Source organism: Thermaerobacillus caldiproteolyticus, from assembly GCF_015326725.1.
GTDB lineage: Bacteria > Bacillota > Bacilli > Bacillales > Anoxybacillaceae > Thermaerobacillus > Thermaerobacillus caldiproteolyticus.
This window is the reverse complement of the sequence record NZ_CP064060.1, coordinates 2,916,027-2,934,553: the sequence shown is the minus strand read 5'-3', so window position 1 is coordinate 2,934,553 and position 18,527 is coordinate 2,916,027. Positions and strand designations below refer to the sequence as shown.

General features: G+C 42.7%; 16 protein-coding genes and 1 pseudogene. 14 read left to right on the top strand and 3 right to left on the bottom strand.

The window, feature by feature from the left end:
- Positions 1-14: 14 nt before the first annotated feature.
- The 4 genes from ISX45_RS14705 (at position 15) to ISX45_RS14690 (ending at position 4,180) form a co-directional block, all read left to right on the top strand.
- The gene (locus ISX45_RS14705; protein ID WP_194519327.1) at positions 15-1,511 is read left to right on the top strand and encodes a sugar ABC transporter ATP-binding protein; all 1,497 of its coding nucleotides are present in this window, start codon (positions 15-17) and stop codon (positions 1,509-1,511) included.
- The gene (locus ISX45_RS14700; protein WP_194519326.1) at positions 1,511-2,449 is read left to right on the top strand and encodes an ABC transporter permease; all 939 of its coding nucleotides are present in this window, start codon (positions 1,511-1,513) and stop codon (positions 2,447-2,449) included. The genes ISX45_RS14705 and ISX45_RS14700 overlap by 1 nt, the downstream gene beginning before the upstream one ends.
- A 39-nt stretch (positions 2,450-2,488) precedes the next feature.
- Positions 2,489-3,427, top strand: a complete 939-nt coding sequence (rbsB, locus tag ISX45_RS14695; RefSeq protein ID WP_194520719.1) for a ribose ABC transporter substrate-binding protein RbsB — start codon at positions 2,489-2,491, stop codon at positions 3,425-3,427.
- Positions 3,428-3,736: 309 nt separating this feature from the next.
- Entirely contained in the window at positions 3,737-4,180 is a 444-nt protein-coding gene (locus ISX45_RS14690; protein WP_194520718.1) for a VanZ family protein, read from the top strand.
- An 86-nt stretch (positions 4,181-4,266) separates the two neighbouring features.
- On the opposite strand, the gene ISX45_RS14685 is transcribed toward ISX45_RS14690, so the two are convergent.
- Together ISX45_RS14685 and gloA2 are read right to left on the bottom strand one after the other, a co-directional pair.
- Entirely contained in the window at positions 4,267-5,250 is a 984-nt protein-coding gene (locus ISX45_RS14685) for a Gfo/Idh/MocA family protein (RefSeq protein WP_194520717.1), read from the bottom strand.
- 59 nt (positions 5,251-5,309) lie between these two features.
- Positions 5,310-5,700: pseudogene (gene gloA2, locus ISX45_RS14680) on the bottom strand (SMU1112c/YaeR family gloxylase I-like metalloprotein).
- Positions 5,701-6,373: 673 nt separating this feature from the next.
- Here gloA2 and ISX45_RS14675 point away from each other — a divergent pair.
- Positions 6,374-7,819 (top strand): glycoside hydrolase family 1 protein, encoded by a 1,446-nt coding sequence (locus ISX45_RS14675; protein WP_194519325.1) that lies wholly within the window; start codon positions 6,374-6,376, stop codon positions 7,817-7,819.
- A gap of 24 nt (positions 7,820-7,843) precedes the next feature.
- Here the strand turns inward: ISX45_RS14675 and ISX45_RS14670 are convergent, their stop codons facing one another.
- A complete protein-coding gene (locus ISX45_RS14670; protein WP_194519324.1) occupies positions 7,844-8,575 on the bottom strand; it encodes a MurR/RpiR family transcriptional regulator in 732 nt (243 codons plus the stop codon).
- A gap of 201 nt (positions 8,576-8,776) precedes the next feature.
- Here ISX45_RS14670 and ISX45_RS14665 point away from each other — a divergent pair, with 201 nt between their 5' ends.
- From ISX45_RS14665 to ISX45_RS14625, 9 genes are all read left to right on the top strand, one after another.
- Positions 8,777-9,790 (top strand): sugar-binding protein, encoded by a 1,014-nt coding sequence (locus ISX45_RS14665; RefSeq protein WP_194519323.1) that lies wholly within the window; start codon positions 8,777-8,779, stop codon positions 9,788-9,790.
- Positions 9,786-11,261, top strand: a complete 1,476-nt coding sequence (locus ISX45_RS14660; RefSeq protein WP_194520716.1) for a sensor histidine kinase — start codon at positions 9,786-9,788, stop codon at positions 11,259-11,261. The genes ISX45_RS14665 and ISX45_RS14660 overlap by 5 nt, the downstream gene beginning before the upstream one ends.
- Entirely contained in the window at positions 11,239-12,801 is a 1,563-nt protein-coding gene (locus tag ISX45_RS14655; RefSeq protein WP_194519322.1) for a response regulator, read from the top strand. Before ISX45_RS14660 ends, ISX45_RS14655 begins: the two co-directional genes overlap by 23 nt.
- 310 nt (positions 12,802-13,111) lie before the next feature.
- Positions 13,112-14,404 (top strand): ABC transporter substrate-binding protein, encoded by a 1,293-nt coding sequence (locus ISX45_RS14650; protein WP_194519321.1) that lies wholly within the window; start codon positions 13,112-13,114, stop codon positions 14,402-14,404.
- Positions 14,405-14,471: 67 nt separating this feature from the next.
- Positions 14,472-15,443 carry a carbohydrate ABC transporter permease gene (locus ISX45_RS14645; protein ID WP_181555433.1) on the top strand — a complete coding sequence of 324 codons (972 nt, stop codon included), beginning with the start codon at positions 14,472-14,474 and terminating at the stop codon, positions 15,441-15,443.
- Positions 15,443-16,264, top strand: coding sequence for a carbohydrate ABC transporter permease (locus ISX45_RS14640; RefSeq protein ID WP_181555434.1), 822 nt, complete (start codon positions 15,443-15,445; stop codon positions 16,262-16,264). The genes ISX45_RS14645 and ISX45_RS14640 overlap by 1 nt, the downstream gene beginning before the upstream one ends.
- Before the next feature lie 58 nt (positions 16,265-16,322).
- Positions 16,323-17,201 (top strand): ROK family protein, encoded by an 879-nt coding sequence (locus ISX45_RS14635; RefSeq protein WP_323744676.1) that lies wholly within the window; start codon positions 16,323-16,325, stop codon positions 17,199-17,201.
- Positions 17,202-17,414: 213 nt separating this feature from the next.
- Positions 17,415-17,576: a hypothetical protein gene (locus ISX45_RS14630; RefSeq protein WP_181555436.1), complete on the top strand. Its 162-nt coding sequence runs from the start codon at positions 17,415-17,417 to the stop codon at positions 17,574-17,576.
- Between the two features lie 12 nt (positions 17,577-17,588).
- Positions 17,589-18,509, top strand: coding sequence for a TetR/AcrR family transcriptional regulator (locus tag ISX45_RS14625; RefSeq protein ID WP_194519319.1), 921 nt, complete (start codon positions 17,589-17,591; stop codon positions 18,507-18,509).
- Positions 18,510-18,527: the final 18 nt, after the last annotated feature.

Here is an 18,527-nt window from a genome sequence, read left to right as displayed (position 1 = left end):
AAGGGGGGAGAAATATGACAAGGCCGTTCATTGAAATGAAAGGGATTAAGAAGGCTTTCCATCAACATGTCGTATTAGATGGTGTTGACTTCGAAGTGCGTGCCGGTGAAGTGCATGCATTGATGGGGGAAAACGGCGCTGGAAAATCGACATTAATGAAAGTATTAACAGGGATTTATGAACGGGATGCGGGTACAGTCATGGTAGACGGGCGGGAAGTCCATTACCGGCATCCAAAAGAAGCCGAGATAGATGGAATTTCTGTGATACATCAGGAACTCAATATCATTCCGACGTTGACAGTAGCCGAAAATATTTTTTTAGGGCGCGAGAGAACAATAGGCTATACAGGAATTATTCGTAGTAAGGACATGGAAAAACAAGCAGAAAAGTATTTGCAGAAGCTTGGGGTTCAAATTGCTCCTAATGAAATCGCTGGAAATTTATCAGTGGGTAAACAGCAAATTGTCGAGATTGCTAGGGCGTTATCAACGAATGCCAAATGTTTAATTATGGATGAACCAACAGCCGCTTTAACTGAACGAGAAATTCAAACGTTGTTTGAAGTGATTCGCACGCTAAAACAGCAAGGAGTCGCCATTGTCTATATTTCGCATCGAATGGAAGAAATTTTTGCGATTTGTGATCGGATTTCGGTGCTAAGAGATGGGCAATTTATCGGCACAAAACATATACCAGAAACGAACTTTGATGAAATTGTTCATATGATGGTTGGCAGGAAAATTGGTGATCGCTTTCCAAAGCGAAAAACAAACATTGGTAAAGAACGGCTGAGAGTAGAAGGATTGACACAAAAAGGGGTATTTGAGGAAGTTTCCTTTTCTGTACGTGCCGGAGAAATTCTTGGCGTTGCTGGGTTAATGGGATCAGGGCGTACAGAAATTATGGAAGCGGTTTTTGGAGTTAGAAAGGTGCATGGGGGAGCTATTTATATTGATAACCGACTCGTCAATATTAAGTCCCCGCGACAAGCCATTGAGCATGGTATCGCTTTGATTACAGAAGATCGAAAGAGAAAAGGTCTTATTTTAAATATGAGTGTGCGTGAAAATTTAACCTTGCCGAAATCGGAACAATTGGCTGTTGCTGGTGTCATTCAAGAGACAAAAGAACGAGATTTAATTTCCTTATTAATAGCGAAATTAAACATTAAAACAGCTTCACCGGAATTAGAGGTAAAAGCATTGAGCGGAGGCAACCAACAAAAAGTAGTTTTCGGAAAATGGTTAGCAATGGAACCACGCATCCTGATTTTAGATGAGCCGACGCGCGGTGTTGATGTTGGGGCAAAAAAAGAAATTTACGAGATTATGAATGAACTCACTGCGCAAGGCGCGGCCATTATTATGGTATCATCGGAGCTTCCAGAAGTATTGGAGATGAGTGATCGCATTATGGTTGTTCATGAAGGCAAGGTAAGTGCCATTTTTGACAATAAAAACGTTGACCAAGAAATGATTATGCGCGCGGCGACAGGAGGGAACATGTAATGGGAAAAGGTTGGAGTTTTGATATTAAGAAACTGGGCCCGCTCATCGGCTTTTTATTGTTATCTATTGTGCTATCTATATTAAGTGATAATTTCCTAACCATGAATAACTGGTTAAATATTCTGCGCCAAGTATCAATTAACGCATTGATTGCCTTCGGAATGACATTTGTCATTTTAACGGGCGGAATTGATTTATCCGTTGGTTCGGTGTTAGCGCTTTCTAGTGCGATTACAGCTGGCATGATGGCCAACGGTATGGGAGGATTGGCCGCGATTCTCGTAGGATTACTTGCCGGACTCTTCATGGGGGCACTTAACGGTGCGATTATTACTAAAGGACGCGTTGCCCCATTTATTGCTACTCTAGCAACCATGACGATGTTTCGCGGTGCAACGTTAGTATATACAGACGGTCGCCCAATCACTGGGTTTTCTAATGATATTTTGTTCCAAATGATGGGGAGAGGTTATTTTCTCGGAATTCCAGTTCCAGTCGTGTTTATGATCGTCGTTTATATTGCGTTGTACTTTGTTTTAAAGAAAACGACATTTGGCCGCCATACATTTGCTATTGGCGGTAATGAAGAAGCAAGCCGTTTATCTGGTATTCGTGTCGACCGATTAAAAATTTGGATTTATTCACTAACGGGCGGATTATCCGCGTTAGCGGGAATCATTTTAACTTCTCGTTTGAATTCAGCGCAACCAACGGCAGGAACTGCTTATGAGTTAGATGCGATTGCCGCTGTTGTACTTGGTGGAACGAGTTTATCGGGCGGACGCGGCTGGATTTTCGGTACCTTTGTTGGTGCACTGATTATTGGTGTGTTGAATAATGGGTTGAATTTATTGAACGTATCTTCATTTTATCAACAGGTTATCAAAGGTGTTGTCATTCTTCTTGCGGTCATTTTAGATCGCCGTAAAGAAGTTTGATAGACAAAATTATTATTATTAAAGGAGAGGGAGAGATTGATGAAGAAACTGGTCAGTATGGTAATGTCGTTGCTGTTGTTAGCAGGGGTATTAGTTGGTTGTTCTTTAGAAAATGGTACGACGACAGGTGACAAAAAAGAAGGAACAAAGAAAGACGGTGATATGAAAATTGGCTTATCGATTTCCACGTTAAATAACCCATTTTTTGTCACATTGAAAGAAGGGGCCGAAAAAGCAGCGAAAGAAGAAAACGTGCAATTAATCGTAGTAGATGCCCAGAACGATTCGGCGAAACAAATTAATGATATAGAAGATTTAATCCAGCAAGGTGTTGATTTGATTTTAGTAAATCCAACTGATTCAAGCGCAATTACATCCGCCGTCGAATCGGCGAATAACGCGAACATCCCAGTCATCACAGTAGACCGCAGTGCAGATGGTGGCAAAGTTGTTACCCATATTGCTTCAGATAACGTCACTGGAGGTAAGATGGCAGGAGAATTTTTAATTGAAAAGCTAAAAGATGGTGGAAATGTTGTGGAATTAGAAGGAATCCCCGGCTCATCTGCGGCACGTGAGCGCGGGGAAGGGTTCCATCAAGTGATCGATAAGGCGAGCAATATTAAAGTAGTTGCGAAACAAGCAGCGGATTTTGACCGCGCAAAAGGACTGTCTGTCATGGAAAACATTTTGCAAAGCCATAGCGATATTAAGGCGGTGTTCGCTCATAACGACGAAATGGCTTTAGGAGCATTGGAAGCGCTTGAAGCCCGTGGGATGAAAGATGTGATCGTAGTCGGTTTTGACGCGACAGAGGACGCTGTCAAGGCAGTAAAAGACGGAAAAATGGCGGCAACGGTAGCACAAAAGCCGGAGCTGATTGGAGAAAGTGCGGTAAAAACAGCCTTGAAGGTACTAAAAGGTGAAAAAGTGGAAAAATTTATTCCAGTGCCGTTGGAGTTAGTAAAAGGAAATTGATGTGATAAACCACCTTCTGTCTATGTAAGGACAGAAGGTGTTGTCTTCTGTATAAGTATTTTTCTCTAATTTTTGAAGGCTCGCACCAATTGTCACCGTCCGAGAGGTGATGCAACTTTCCCTGCTGCTGCATGTGGAAAGTTGATGGAGAATGCGGATGAAGAGAGAAACACTGTCTCGAAGAAATCTACTATTCTTTCTGTGAGTAGCATATTTAAATATACATTACCGCCTTCTTCTGGATGAATATCGGAAAGAGGTGTTGCTATCTATAAAGAAAGATATTATGGTAGAGGATAGGTGATGAAGATGAAAAGCAAATTATTTTGGTGGGGCTTAGTTGTTTTATGGTGTGCGGTCATTTATTGTTTTAGTGAATTTTCCTTTTTCACAGGAGAAAATACGGAACATATCATTCGCCATATGATAAAAGATTTGTCGTTTGCTGGAGCGGAAGGGAATGATACGAGTTTTTCATTGAATTTCGTCATTCGGAAATTTGCTCATCTTTCAGCGTTTGGCGTGTTGGCAGTTCTTGTATGGAAGGCGCTTGTTCCGCACCGTTTTGCCTATATTGGTGGATGGAGTTTTGCCGTTTTGTATGCCGCTACAGATGAGTGGCATCAATCGTTTGAACCGGGGCGAACGGCGTTAGCGTCGGATGTGTTAATTGATGCGACAGGGGCCGCCTTGGCCTTATGGGTTGTCCATCTTTCCTTACGAATAAGGCGTTCTGTCCAACCCCGCCATTGAATTGTCTATCTAGCTGCTGGATACGTAAGAACAGCAGGCTGACCGAAAGACATCGATCAGCCTGCTGAGCAACCAAAGTGCCTGTCTTATTTGTCTGCCGGAAAGATAATTCCTGTCTGTTTTCGCGCTTGTTCGATGATGTCCATCGTGGTCAGAGAATGGTAATGGGAATTCGTTTCCGATTCTTTTTTTCCCATTTGAATAAGTTCGATGAATTCTTTTGCCTCATAGTACATCGGATGATGTGTTTGTGATTGGGTAATATCTTCTACGCGGCCGTCACGATAGCGAATTTCCACCTTTGTTGGTGTATGGATGGCGTCGATGATAATGCTTCCATTCTCCCCTTGGATTTCCGAAGGAATGTACGAATTCGTAATTTTAGAGTACATGACCACCGCATCCATGTCGCCATAATCAAGAATGATGCTGCCTTCTCCATCAACACCGGATTCAAGCATGGTACTGTTTGCTTTTATGCTAAGAGGTTTTCCGAATAATACAACCATCGGATACAGACAGTAAATGCCAATATCCATTAATGCGCCGTTGGAAAAAGCAGGGTTAAAGGCATTTAAGATCGTGCCTTGTTTATAGGCATCATAGCGTGACGAATATTGGCAATAGCTTGCAAAATAGCGGCGGACTTTTCCAATTTTATGTACATGCTCCCGAATCGCTTGAAAATTCGGCAGCAGTGTCGTTTTCATCGCTTCCATCAAGACGACATTGTTTCGCTTCGCTGCTTCAATCATCGCCTGTAATTCTGCCGTATTGGACGCAATTGGCTTTTCGCATAAGACGTGTTTGCCGTGGTTCATAAGCAGAATCGCTTGCTCAGCGTGAAATGAGTTTGGACTAGCGATGTAAACTGCATCGATAGCATCGCTTTTCGCCATCTCTTCTAAACTCGTAAATGTGAGTGAAGCCCCTACTTTTTCAGCGAATTCTTTTGCTTTCTCCTCTGTTCGCGAGTAGACCGCTGTTAATATGAAGTCTGACACTTCTTTTGCCGCTTTAATAAATTCTTGGGTAATCCAGTTCGTTCCGATTGTGGCGAATTTGATCATCATGAATTCCTCCTTATGGACGATGCTTCCTTAAGAAACTTGAAACGACTTCTCTTATTTTACCTTTCATACAACTCAATTGGCAAATCATCCGGATCGTGGAAAAATGTAAATCGTTTTCCCGTCACAGGGTCGATACGAATCGGTTCGACCGCAATCTTGTGCTTCTGTAAATGAGCGATCGTGGCATCGATGTCGTCCACTTCAAAAGCAAGGTGGCGCAATCCGCACGCTTCTGGATAACTTGGCCGTTTTGGTGGATGTTCAAATGAAAACAGCTCAATTTGCGTATGTTCTCCTACTTGTAAGTCTAATTTGTATGAATTTCGTTCCGCGCGATAATGTTCATGAATGATGTTAAGCCCAAGGATGTTCACGTAAAAATGCTTAGTTAGACCGTTCGTAATTCGAGCAAATGATCGCAATATGATGGATTCGTGTAAAGTTCATTGTTTTTTTCTCCTTTTATAATCGTTTTAATAAAAAGCACCTGCAATACAGAATCATTGTCGAATGCTCCCAGATAGGACGCAACTTGAGACTCCGTGCTATGTGCGTCATTGCTTCTTTGCCCGAGTACACCAGCAGCTATGGATAAAGATACTCCACTTTTCCTAATTCGTAAACTGATAAAGAAACTGAGTAAGAAATTTTTCGGTCAGTACGGCGGATGGTGAAAAAATTGCATCTGAAACGTACCGTTACGACGAAAATGGAAATCGGACAAACATTGGATAGCCAATGGGGAAACGATTATCTATCGCTCCGATGCCTTAGACTAATGAAATGAATCCTTTTTCAGTTAATTTTGAAATTATTTATCCGAAGCTAAAAGTATAGTTGCAACAAAAGAGCCTTACGTCTATGCTGCTCGTTGCAAATTTCCGGTGGCCCTGATGCTTTTACAGATTTAATTCGAACATTTAGCTATGTGCTCTTCCACAGAAGGATGGACGAGAAAAGAACGTCATTTTGTATGTTGTGTAACACTCTGTTACCGGAATGAAACAAATTCTTTCTTGCTTGTACATATTACTAAACGTTCCAAATGTATTTACTTTTTGTCTCTGAAAACGTTTATTTAAAGTATGAAAACTAGTCAGAACATTTGGAGGAGGGCGCTATGGAACACAAGCAATTACGTCCGTTCCCAAGCAGCTTTTTATGGGGGTCCGCTTCAGCGGCATATCAAGTAGAAGGAGCTTGGAACGAAGACGGAAAAGGGTTATCGGTCTGGGATGTGTTTGCAAAAAAAGAAGGAACGACATTTAAAGGCACGAACGGGGATGTCGCGGTCGACCATTATCATCGCTATAAAGAAGATGTTGCCTTAATGGCTGAAATGGGGTTAAAAGCGTATCGTTTTTCAGTGGCATGGAGCCGCATTTTTCCAAACGGAAGAGGGGAAATCAATGAAAAAGGGTTGCAGTTTTACGACAACTTGATTAACGAGCTTTTGAAGTATCGCATTGAACCGATTATCACATTGTATCATTGGGACGTTCCGCAAGCATTGATGGATGAATACGGTGCATGGGAATCGCGGCAAATCATCAATGATTTCAACAACTATGCGGTGACTCTCTTTCAGCGCTTTGGCGATCGCGTAAAATATTGGGTGACCTTGAACGAGCAAAATATTTTTATCGGCCTTGGGTATCGTTTAGGCGTTCATCCGCCGGGTGTGAAAGATTTGAAACGAATGTATGAGGCGAACCATATCGCCAATTTGGCCAATGCAAAAGTGATTCAATCGTTCCGGAAATATGTACCCGATGGGAAAATTGGGCCAAGTTTTGCGTATTCTCCGATGTATCCATACGATTGTCGGCCAGAAAATGTGTTGGCCTTTGAAAATGCGGAAGAGTTCCATAATCATTGGTGGATGGATGTATATGCATGGGGAACATATCCGAAAGTTATATGGAATTACCTCGAAAAGCAAGGACTGACGCCAACGATTCACGACGGGGATTGGGAACTTCTTCAGTCGGCAAAGCCGGATTTCATGGGGGTCAACTATTATCGGACGGTGACGATCGAAAAAAATCCGCTTGATGGTGTCGGCGAAGGAGTCATGAATACGACAGGAAAAAAAGGAACATCGACCGACACAGGAATTCCGGGATTGTTTAAAACGATTCGCAATCCGAACTTAGAAGCGACGAACTGGGATTGGGAAATTGACCCGGTTGGTCTTCATATCGGCCTGCGCCGCATTGCCAATCGCTATGGATTACCGATTCTCATTACGGAAAACGGCCTTGGCGAATTTGATAATCTGGAAGAAGGAGATGTTGTCAGCGATGACTACCGCATCGAGTATCTCCGCAGTCATATTTACGAAATTCAGCGGGCGATTAGCGATGGCGTCGAAGTATTAGGGTATTGTACGTGGTCGTTTACCGATCTTCTCAGCTGGCTGAACGGCTATCAAAAGCGATACGGTTTTGTATATATCAACCGGGATGACGAATCAGAAAAAGATTTACGCCGCATTAAGAAGAAAAGTTTTTATTGGTATAAACAAGTGATTGCGTCAAATGGGGAAGCGATTCACCGATCGTGAAGAAAAAGGGGAGGATTTCCCCTTTTATTTTTGGTTCACAATACGATATGTTTCTTTTGCAAGGCTTTCTAAAAGGTATACAACCGGAATTTGTGTGGTGATATTCGCCTGTTCTACAAATTCCATGTTTACGTAGTATGCGATATTGTAGTCAGACATTTGGGCTAACGAGCAATGTTTCCGGTTGGTAATGCTAATGATGATGCTTCCTTCCTCTTTCAGGCGATGGGCCTGTGACAGAGTATGGGGGGTTTCGCCTGATACTGACAGCACAATGGATACGCTTTTTTTCAAATAGTGACCGTAAATCGGAAAAAACGGATCTTTAATATGGAGCGAGAATTTTTTAAAAGCTGAAAAATAACGAGAACCGTACTCTGCTAAAATCCCGGAGCTGCCTGCCCCGACAAAAATGACATGCTCCGCTTCAGCAATAACCTTAGCGACTGTTTGAATGGTCTGCTGGTAATCGGTTTTCAACGTGCGTTCAAAAAACTCAAATAATGAATCTTGTGCACTTGTGATGAATGGATGATTTGTTTCTTGAAGATACAACTTTAACTTTGTCTTGAATTCGGAAAAACCGTCACAGCCTAGTTTTCTGCAAAAGCGGAGAATGGTCGTTGGTGAAACATGAGTCGCTTCTGCTAATTCTCGTATCCTCATCAATACGACTTTATCCGCATGCGTTGTGACATAGTTGTAAATCATATATTCTAAGTCAGAAAACGAAGAAAGTTGTTCAGGTGTAAACATAGCGACACCTCAAAAATGAATAGGATTTTACTTATCATCATTATACAATTTGATTAGCGAAAGCACCTAATGATAGTGGCCGATCTTCCTTTTTGACATGAGTAGGATCGGTTTTTCCATGCTACAATGAAGCAAGTAACTCTGTTATTGTTTGAAAATTCGTTACAATAGAGGATAGAGGGAGAAAGGAGGTCTTTTCCGATGAGAAGATGGTGGAAGTGGGCCGTGTATATAGGGGGAATGAGCGTATTTGCTGGAAGCGCTTCCTTTACAGTGTATTGTGCGTGGAAAGTGTATATGTATCATCAGCCGGAGGAGAAGCCGGCGATAGCGGACAGAAAAAAAGCGTATCATTTTGTTCTCGTTCCTGAAGAGCTCGATAACGATTATTGGCGGTTAGTAGAAAAAGGGGCAAAAGCAGCGGCGAAGGAGATGGGGGTGCGACTGGAGTATATCGGACCGCGGCAAGCAAACATTGAAGAGCACGTAAAGATTCTCGAGAAAGCGGCTGCTTCGAAAGTGGACGGCATTATGACACAAGGGCTGACAGAACAGCAATTTACGCCCATCATTAACCGCATTGTTGAAAAGAATATTCCCGTCATTACGATTGATACAGATGCGCCGACAAGCAGGCGAACGGCATACATCGGCACGGACAACTATTATGCCGGATTTATTGCGGGACGCGCGCTTGTGGAAGATACGGGCGGAAACGCGAATGTCGCGATCATTACTGGAAGTTTTGAAGCATCTCACCAGCAGTTGCGCGTGAAAGGGTTTCAAGATGCGGTGAAACACGAAAAAGGCATCCACATTATTGCCATCGAAGAATCGGACATTACACGTGTTCAGGCGGCGGAAAAAGCGTATAAAATCTTAAAAGAGCATCCAGAAGTGAACGCATTTTATGGTACGAGCGCGTTAGATGCGATCGGGATTGCGAAAGTGATCGAACAGTTTCATCGTGGGCGTGAAACATATGTCATCGGCTTTGACACGCTTCCGGAGACCATTCATTACTTAGAAAAAGGAACAATTGAAGCAACGGTTGTGCAAGAGCCGTATGAAATGGGGTATCGTGCTGTGAAAATGATGGTTGATATCATTGAAGGAAATCATGTTCCATCGATCAATAATACGGAAACAAGGGTGATTCGTAAACAAGATTTACCGTTGCGGCCGGCACGCAACTACGAGGTGAAGCATGATTAAAATTCGCACGAAACTATTTATTTACTTCATGATTTTTATTCTGTTATTAAATGGAGTAACGTTCTTTTTATATGAAAGTAGCGAAGATATTGTGAATGAATACGATTATAGTTTACGCCGACTTTTATTATTAAACGAAGTCTCACAGCACACGAATGAAGCAGTCGAGCAATTAAACGCTTATTTAGCAGAAAAAGATGCGCGTTATTTGCGCGAATATGAGCAGCAAAGCCGTTGGTTACAGCAAAATCGGGCGCAAGTCGAAGAGTTTATTTCCAATCAACGAAACTCTCTCTTAGTAGAAAACTATGAACATATGATGGAAAGTTTTCTAGAGGAGGGAGCACTAACAGTTTATCATTTTCAAGCAGGCAATATAGGGCTGTATTCTACTCATCTTCACGAAGCTATGAAAATCGCTTCGTTCATCCAAGAGACGACCCTCTCGCTAGTGAACGAGGAACTGACTGCGTATCAGCGCTTTTACAACGAGGTTGAGGAGCGAAATCGATATTTCCGCTACATGGGGATGAGTCTATTTGTTACAACGTTAATGCTTGGAGCGCTGCTTGCATTATGGTTTTCCGGTGGCATTACGAAGCCGATTGAACGTCTTTCCCGCGCCGCAAGAGAGATTGCGAGCGGCAAACTTGATGGTGATGATGTAGCAATGACGACAAATGACGAATTAAAACTATTAACGGAAACGTTTAACGAAATGCGTCGCAATATTCGTAATTTAGTAGCAGAAATCAAACAGAAATCCGAGTTGGATCGGCTCGTCAAAGAACTGGAGTTAAAAAGTTTACAAAGTCAAATCAATCCCCATTTTTTATTTAATACATTAAACACCGTTGCGAAAATGGCGTATTTAGAAGAAGCAAATCAAACATCGCGACTCATTGAGGCAGTGGCTTTCATTTTACGGTATAACTTAGGCGATTTACAGCGTACAGTGACGTTAGCCGATGAGGTTCATATTGCGCGTGAATACTTCTTTATTCAACAAACGCGCTTTTTTGACCGCATTAAATTTTTTACAGAGGTCGATGAAGCATGTCTTGATCTTCCGATTCCACCGCTTACGTTGCAGCCGTTGATTGAAAATGCGTTTATTCACGGAATCGAGTCGTATGAAGAAGGAGCGCTGCTTATGCTAAAAGTGCTGAAAAAAGGCAATCGCGTCATCATCGAAGTCAGCGATAACGGTGTTGGGATGAACGAAGAAACGAAGGAAAAATTGCTTTCGTTCGCGAAAGGAGAAGGAGAGTCATTGTTTCAAAGTGAAAAAGGTCATGGTCATTCCACAGGTATCGGAGTCCGAAACGTCATTCGCCGTCTTCAGCTGTTTTATGGCATACGCAATGTAGTCGAGATTGAATCCTCGGTTGGGATGGGGACAACCATTCGCCTTTTACTTCCGATGACAAAAGAGGAGGTTCGTAACGTTGAAAATCGCGGTTGTAGATGATGAAGCATTGGAGAGGAAAGCACTGAAAAAAATGATTCGTGAGCATCTCCCGCAAGCGGACGTTGTCGCTGAAGCAGCGAATGGGCGAGCCGCAGTAGAAGTGGCAAATGAATATAAGCCTGATGTCATGCTCATGGACATTAAAATGCCGGGGATGGACGGGCTGGAAGCGGTTCGTCTCATTCGAAAGCAACACCCGAACATAAAGTTTATTATCGTGTCTGCATTTGATACATTCGAATATGCGAAACAAGCCATGCAGCAGGGCGTCAAAGAATATTTGTTGAAACCGAGCCGAAAGGAAGAAGTGATCGGTGCGCTTCAACGCGTCTATGCAGAAATGATGGAAGAGCGAAAAAAAGAGCAGGAAAACCGGCAGCTGCAAGAGCGGGTTCAACGGTTGCAAAAGCTGGTGGAAAAGGAATGGCTATCCGTGCTTATGCTTGAGGAAGTGTCACCAACCGAGCTCGAACAATGGAGAAAGTTACTCCCATTTTCCATCGAAGCAGGTGTATTTATTGTCATTAAATTTCCGCCGCATGAGCCAAAAGAAGTAGGGAGGGAATGGCTTGATAATGTGATCGCGACAAGGATGAAGATCGATTATGTGATAGGAAAAATGATCGATGATCAAGTGCCGGTATTGCTATTCTCGAAAACGAACAACGATGTCAATGAATTAAAAGTTCGTGCGCAAAAGCTGGCTCATCTCCTTGTCCAGCTGTTTCAACAAGAGCATAAAGGAAGAGAGTTATACATTGGAATCGGCACTCCGGCATTTAACATGGACCACTTGCGCCATTCCTATTATGAAGCGCTCTCTGCCTTGCAGTATTATGCAGCCCATCAAAAAGCAAAAAGCGGCTTTCTTCCGAAACAGGCTGCGTTAGTTCCGGTTGCGTTTGATAAAACAGAGAAAGAAAAACAGTTGTTTGATACCGTTCGTCAAGGGGATATGACACAGGCGCTTCAACAGTTCCAATTGTATATGGACGACATCATCGTTGCAAAAAAGAACCAATATGCAGCTGTGACGAAATCGCTCGAAGAAACGTTTATTTTGCTGGAGCGAATGTTATCTGACCTTGGGATTCTTTATGAGCGAGCGAACACATTTCATCAATGTTCCAATATTCATGAGCTGAAGAGAATGGCGACTGAGCAGCTTCGGCAAATGGTACACCATGTGCAAGCATGGCGCCACCAGCAAGCGAACGGAAAACTCGGAAAAGCCAAAGAGTATATTGCCGCTTATTATGACCGGCCATTGACGTTAGAGGAGGTTGCCGAACATGTCGGGCTAAGTCCTTATTACTTCAGCAAATTGTTTAAAGACCGTTTCGGAATGACGTTCATTGATTACCTAACTGAAGTACGCATCGAGAGAGCCAAAGAAGAAATGCGCGATCCGAAAAAAAGCTTAAAAGAAGTTTGCTTTCTTGTCGGATACAATGATCCAAACTATTTTAGCCGCGTGTTCAAAAAACAAACGGGACTATCTCCGACGGAATATCGAAAGACGCTCCACATCGCTCTATGATGACAGCGATGTGGTTTTTTATAAATTTTGAACAATTAGCTCGGCTCGCAACGTGTCTAGTGCTTGAATCAACTTCTTCGTTGACATGCGCCGAGTAATCGCAGGCGCAGCTAGTGGAACATAACCTTCCCAGGCATTTCTCGTCGGAAGAACATTTTCCTTCGGCGTTAGGCGTGTGCCTCCGCTTTTCTTGGCAAAAAAGTGAAGAATATCGCAAAAAAGTGAAGGAAGTTGGCGGCACGAGAGAAAAAGAAACATGCTACAGTGTATATGAAAGGGTTTTCAAAACAGGGAGAAGGGGGAAGATGGTGTGAAGAAAAAGGGGTTATGGTTGTCATTAGCACTTGCCTTCAGCTTAGCGCTTACCGGCTGTAATTCTGATTCCGCTTCGAAGAATACAAGCGGAAGCGGAGGAGAAAAAGGAAAAGAAAAGCTAGAGATTTTTAGCTGGTGGACCGGAGCCGGCGAAGAAGACGGATTAAAAGCGCTCATTAAGTTGTTCCAAGAAAAATATCCAGACATTCCGGTTGAGAACGCAGCCGTAGCGGGTGGTGCCGGTACGAATGCAAAAGCCGTGCTGGCTAGCCGCATGCAAGGAAACGATCCTCCTGCGACATTCCAAGTCCATGGCGGTGCGGAATTGAATGCAGGTTGGGTTGCTGCTGGAAAAATGGAGCCGCTCAATGATTTATACGAAAAAGAAGGATGGATGGATAAATTTCCAAAATCACTCATCGACATGGTCAGCAAAGACGGCAAAATTTATTCTGTACCAGTGAATATTCATCGCGGCAATGTGCTTTGGTATAACAAAAAAATCTTTGACGAAAACGGTCTTCAGCCACCAAAAACATTTGATGAATTTTTCCAAGTTGCTGACAAATTAAAAGCAAAAGGAATTACACCGCTTGCATTAGGCGATAAAGAACCATGGGCAGCTACGCATATATTTGAAACTGTTCTGTTAGGGACGTTAGGGGTAGATGACTATAAAAAGCTCTGGACAGGAGAACTGTCTTTTGACGATGCAAAAGTAAAAGAGGCTGTCAATACATTTAAGAAAATGTTGAATTATATCAATGAAGATCATAGCTCCCGCAACTGGCAAGATGCGGCGCAATTGGTCGCCAAAGGTGAAGCGGCGATGAACATTATGGGGGACTGGGTAAAAGGATACTTTGTGAATGACTTAAAATTGAAAGTCAATGAAGATTTCGGCTATGTTCCAACGCCGAATACGGACGGACAATTTATGGTTATCACTGATACATTTGGATTGCCAAAAGGTGTAAAAAATCCGGATGATGTAAAAAAATTCTTAGCGGTGCTCGGTTCTGTTGAAGGACAAGATGCATTTAACCCACTGAAAGGGTCCATTCCAGCCCGCATCGATGCAGACGTGTCCAAATATGACGAATACGGAAAAGCAACGATTGAAGACTTTAAAACGGCAAAACTCGCGCCAAGTTTAGCACATGGCTCTGCTGCTCCAGAAGGCTTCGTCACAAAAGTGAACCAAGCGGTGAACATTTTCGTCACGCAAAAAGATGTCAAATCGTTTATTGATACGCTTGTATCTGCTTCAGCAGAGTTAAAGAAGTAAGAAACGGAAAGGGGGGACGGGAGCCATTCTCTTCCCCTTTTCGTTTTACAATAGGGGGATTGATTTTATGGAAACGGTGAAAGTAACGGCGGAAACGAAAGCTACAGTTGTACCGGCAACGCGAAAAAAGCGGAAGTTGACAGCTGATCATTGGTTTGCTTTTTCATTTTTATTGCCATCCATTGTACTTATATTTATTTTCGTATACGGGTTTATCGGTTGGACTGGTTATGTATCGCTAAGCAGCTGGAATTCGCTTGTGCCTGATTTTTCGTTTGCTGGATTGAAAAACTATGCGTATTTATTCAGCGATTTTCGCTTTCAAGCCGATTTGCGCAATACTCTTGTGTTTACCATCCTGTTTATCAGTGTTGTCATTATACTCGGTCAGTTTTTAGCGATTTTGCTTGATCAAAAATTGCGCGGCGAATCGATTTTCCGCAACATTTTCTTTTTCCCGATGGCATTATCTTTTGTTGTCACTGGGGTTGTTTGGCAGTGGCTCTTAAACCCGTCAACAGGCATAAACTTATTTTTAAAGAAAATCGGATTCGAATCGAAATGGTATACAGATACGAATATTTTGGCCAGTCTCCATTGGGGAAAAATCGAGTTCGGTGTGCCGGTCGCGATGATTGCCGTTGTCATTGCAGCCGTATGGCAAATGACCGGTTTTGCGGTAGCGATGTATTTAGCAGGGCTGCGCGCAATCCCTGATGAAGTGAGAGAAGCTGCTCGCATGGACGGAGCAACGGAGTTTCAAATTTATCGAAAAATTATTATTCCGCTCCTGCGGCCGATCACGGTGAGTGTCATCATTATTATGGCTCATATTTCATTGAAAATTTTTGATCTCATTTATGCGATGACAGGACCGGGCGCGAATTTTGTAACGGATGTACCTGGGGTGTATATGTTTGAAACAACGTTCCGCGGTAACTACTATGCAAACGGAGCAGCAATTGCGATCATTATGCTTCTTTCTGTTGCGCTTTTTATCGTTCCGTACTTGATTTCGAGTCGAAAGGGTGAGTCGTGATGAAAAAAAGAACGATGTCACAGGCGGTGCTTTATGTCATTTGTATCATTGCCAGTTTATTTTTCCTGATGCCGGTATACGTCATGCTTGTGACGAGTGTAAAACCGCTGGATGAAGTGACATTAGCGGATATGTGGAAGCTTCCGACGACGTTTGATTTCAGCAGCTACACGACCGCCTTTGCGAAGCTTGCACCAAACTTTCTCAACTCGCTTTATTTAGTTGTGCCGGCGACGCTTTTATCGGCGTTGCTTGGGTCGTTAAATGGCTATGTTCTGTCGAAATGGAGGTTTAAAGGGGCAGACACGATTTTCACGTTAATTTTGTTCGGAATGTTTATTCCATACCAAAGTATTTTAATTCCCTTGATTCAATTTTTGCGGGAGATTGGCCTATATAACACGATTTCGGGTCTTGTATTCGTGCATGTCGTGTACGGAATCCCGATTACGACGTTAATGTTTCGCAATTTCTATGCAGCGATTCCTGATGAAATGATTGAATCTGCCAAAATTGACGGGGCAGGATTTCTACGCATTTTCCGCTATATTATGATTCCGCTTTCTTTAACTGGATTTGTTGTTGTGGCCATTTGGCAATTTACGAACATATGGAATGAGTTTTTATTTGCGGTAACGATTACGACTTCCGCCCAGCAGCCGATTATGGTGGCATTGCAAAATTTGTCGGGAAGCCAAATTGTGCAATGGAACGTGCAAATGGCAGGAGCTCTTTTAGCGGCATTGCCGACGTTGCTCGTCTATATTTTTCTCGGTAAATACTTCGTTCGCGGCTTATTAGCCGGATCGGTTAAAGGCTAATATACCAATATATGTTAAAATAATGAACGTAGAAAATGAAGGAAGCGGGGCGAAGAACGTGTATCTTGGAGCGATTGAAGCAGGCGGCACGAAATTTGTTTGCGCCGTTGGCGACCGTAACGGAAACGTACGTGAACGGGTGACGTTCCCGACAACGACGCCAGAGGAAACGATGCGTCATGTCATTGACTTTTTTCGGCAGTATGATTTATCGGCGCTTGGAATCGGTTCATTTGGACCGGTTGATTTGAACCGAAACAGTGCGACATATGGCTATATTACAAGTACGCCGAAACAAAAGTGGGCGAATTTTAATTTCGTTGGCGAGATGAAACGGCATCTCAACGTTCCGATCGGATTTGATACCGATGTCAATGCGGCGGCCCTCGGTGAACATTTATGGGGAGCGGCTCAAGGGTTAGATAGCTGCATTTATATCACCGTTGGAACGGGAATTGGTGTTGGTGCGATTGTCGAAAATCAGCTTTTACACGGCCTGACGCATCCGGAGATGGGGCATATTCTTATTCGTCGCCACCCAGATGATCCATTTCCTGGGAACTGTCCATTCCATGGTGATTGTTTAGAAGGAATGGCGTCCGGTCCCGCTATTGAAAAGCGTTGGGGGAAAAAGGGAGCAGAATTAGCCGACCGCACCGAAGTATGGGAGTTGGAAGCGTTTTATTTAGCCCAATCCATCGCCAACTATATCCTCATTCTATCACCAGAAAAAATTATTATTGGCGGTGGTGTTATGAAGCAGGAACAGTTATTGCCGAACATTCGCCGCCATGTCATCGACTTTCTCCATGGATATGTGCAACATGAAACGATTTTGCAGCATATAGATGAGTATATCGTCTCGCCGGGATTAGGGGATAACGCTGGCATTTGCGGAGCGCTTGCATTAGCAATACAGGCGCTTGATAAGCAGTAGGAAACGAAATTACGACCATTCGTTGCGTAATGACACGTAACGGAAGTGGTCGTTTTTTATGAAAACGCTTTGACTAATTGGTCAGTATGTTTTTTGAACATCATTCATAAATTTGTTTATAAAAATGTTGATAAAAATTGAACGTGAGTTTATAATAGTTTTGACCAACCGGTCATAAAATTCCGTTTATCGGATGAATAGGAGTGCGTGCCAATGGGGAAGCGTACAAAACAAAAGCATTATGAACGATTGATTGAGGAATTGCGAAAGTGCGGAGTGCATGCGGAAATTGCAAAGCCACGTGCGGAGCTCTCGGTATACAAACGTTCATCCACAAAAATAGAACTGTCTGCTCAGGAAGTTTCATCAGTATAGGAGATGGAAGGGATGGCGAATGAGCGCAGAACCCAATTTATCGAAACGGCAATGAAGTTATTTGCAGAAAAAGGCTATCATTCCACATCGATTCAAGACATTGTCGAGGCGTGGGGCATTTCGAAAGGGGCTTTTTACCATCATTTTTCATCGAAAGAAGATTTAATGCTTTCTATTGTGAAGCATCATTTTGAAATGCTGCATTCTGCATTTATGAATGTCAAGCAAGAGAATGAGTCCGAAAAAGAAATGTTAGTGAAGCAAATTACGCTTCAATTTGAGGGTATGCATTCGCATAAACATAAAGAATTTGTGCAAATGATGATGGCGGAGCAACTTCCGAAAATTAGCCATGACATTCATCAATATTTATTCAAGCAACGCGTTCGAATATTTAATTGGTATTGTCAACGACTAATAGAAGTATACGGTGAAAAAGTGGAGCACTATGTGTTTGATGTAGTGACGATGCTAATCGGAATGATTCGAGAATATATATTTTATATTTTGTTCAATCCAAATATGTTACAATTACGTTCCGAGGAAATCGCTCGTTTTATTGTGCGTCGGCTCGATGCGATTGTGGATAGTTTTGAGCCGCATGAATCGCCGCTTTTAAAAAAAGAAATGATCTGTTATTTTACTGAAATCGAAGAGCGGGAACGGCGTGAACGAAAAAAACAAATCGTCGCTCACATTGCGCGTCTAAAGGAAACATTATCATCGATTTCGTTGGACAAAAAAACTCACCATCAGCTTCACTCCGCTTTAGACACGTTAGAAGCGGAACTGACAAACGAACAATCAGCTCCAAGGGAATATGTCGTGAAAGGAATATTGTTATATATCGAAAGCCAAAAAATACAACCGTTATCGAACGATTTGGCTTCATTAACAGAGATTGTTCATGAGTATATCACAAATCACAAATGATAGATAGGAGACGAGAAG

Coding starts and splice junctions, on each gene's coding strand:
- ISX45_RS14705 (WP_194519327.1), top strand. CDS start 15: ATGACAAGGCCGTTCATTGAAATGAAAGGGATTAAGAAGGCTTTCCAT.
- ISX45_RS14700 (WP_194519326.1), top strand. CDS start 1,511: ATGGGAAAAGGTTGGAGTTTTGATATTAAGAAACTGGGCCCGCTCATC.
- rbsB (WP_194520719.1), top strand. CDS start 2,489: ATGAAGAAACTGGTCAGTATGGTAATGTCGTTGCTGTTGTTAGCAGGG.
- ISX45_RS14690 (WP_194520718.1), top strand. CDS start 3,737: ATGAAAAGCAAATTATTTTGGTGGGGCTTAGTTGTTTTATGGTGTGCG.
- ISX45_RS14685 (WP_194520717.1), bottom strand. CDS start 5,250: ATGATCAAATTCGCCACAATCGGAACGAACTGGATTACCCAAGAATTT.
- ISX45_RS14675 (WP_194519325.1), top strand. CDS start 6,374: ATGGAACACAAGCAATTACGTCCGTTCCCAAGCAGCTTTTTATGGGGG.
- ISX45_RS14670 (WP_194519324.1), bottom strand. CDS start 8,575: ATGTTTACACCTGAACAACTTTCTTCGTTTTCTGACTTAGAATATATG.
- ISX45_RS14665 (WP_194519323.1), top strand. CDS start 8,777: ATGAGAAGATGGTGGAAGTGGGCCGTGTATATAGGGGGAATGAGCGTA.
- ISX45_RS14645 (WP_181555433.1), top strand. CDS start 14,472: ATGGAAACGGTGAAAGTAACGGCGGAAACGAAAGCTACAGTTGTACCG.
- ISX45_RS14640 (WP_181555434.1), top strand. CDS start 15,443: ATGAAAAAAAGAACGATGTCACAGGCGGTGCTTTATGTCATTTGTATC.
- ISX45_RS14630 (WP_181555436.1), top strand. CDS start 17,415: ATGGGGAAGCGTACAAAACAAAAGCATTATGAACGATTGATTGAGGAA.
- ISX45_RS14625 (WP_194519319.1), top strand. CDS start 17,589: ATGGCGAATGAGCGCAGAACCCAATTTATCGAAACGGCAATGAAGTTA.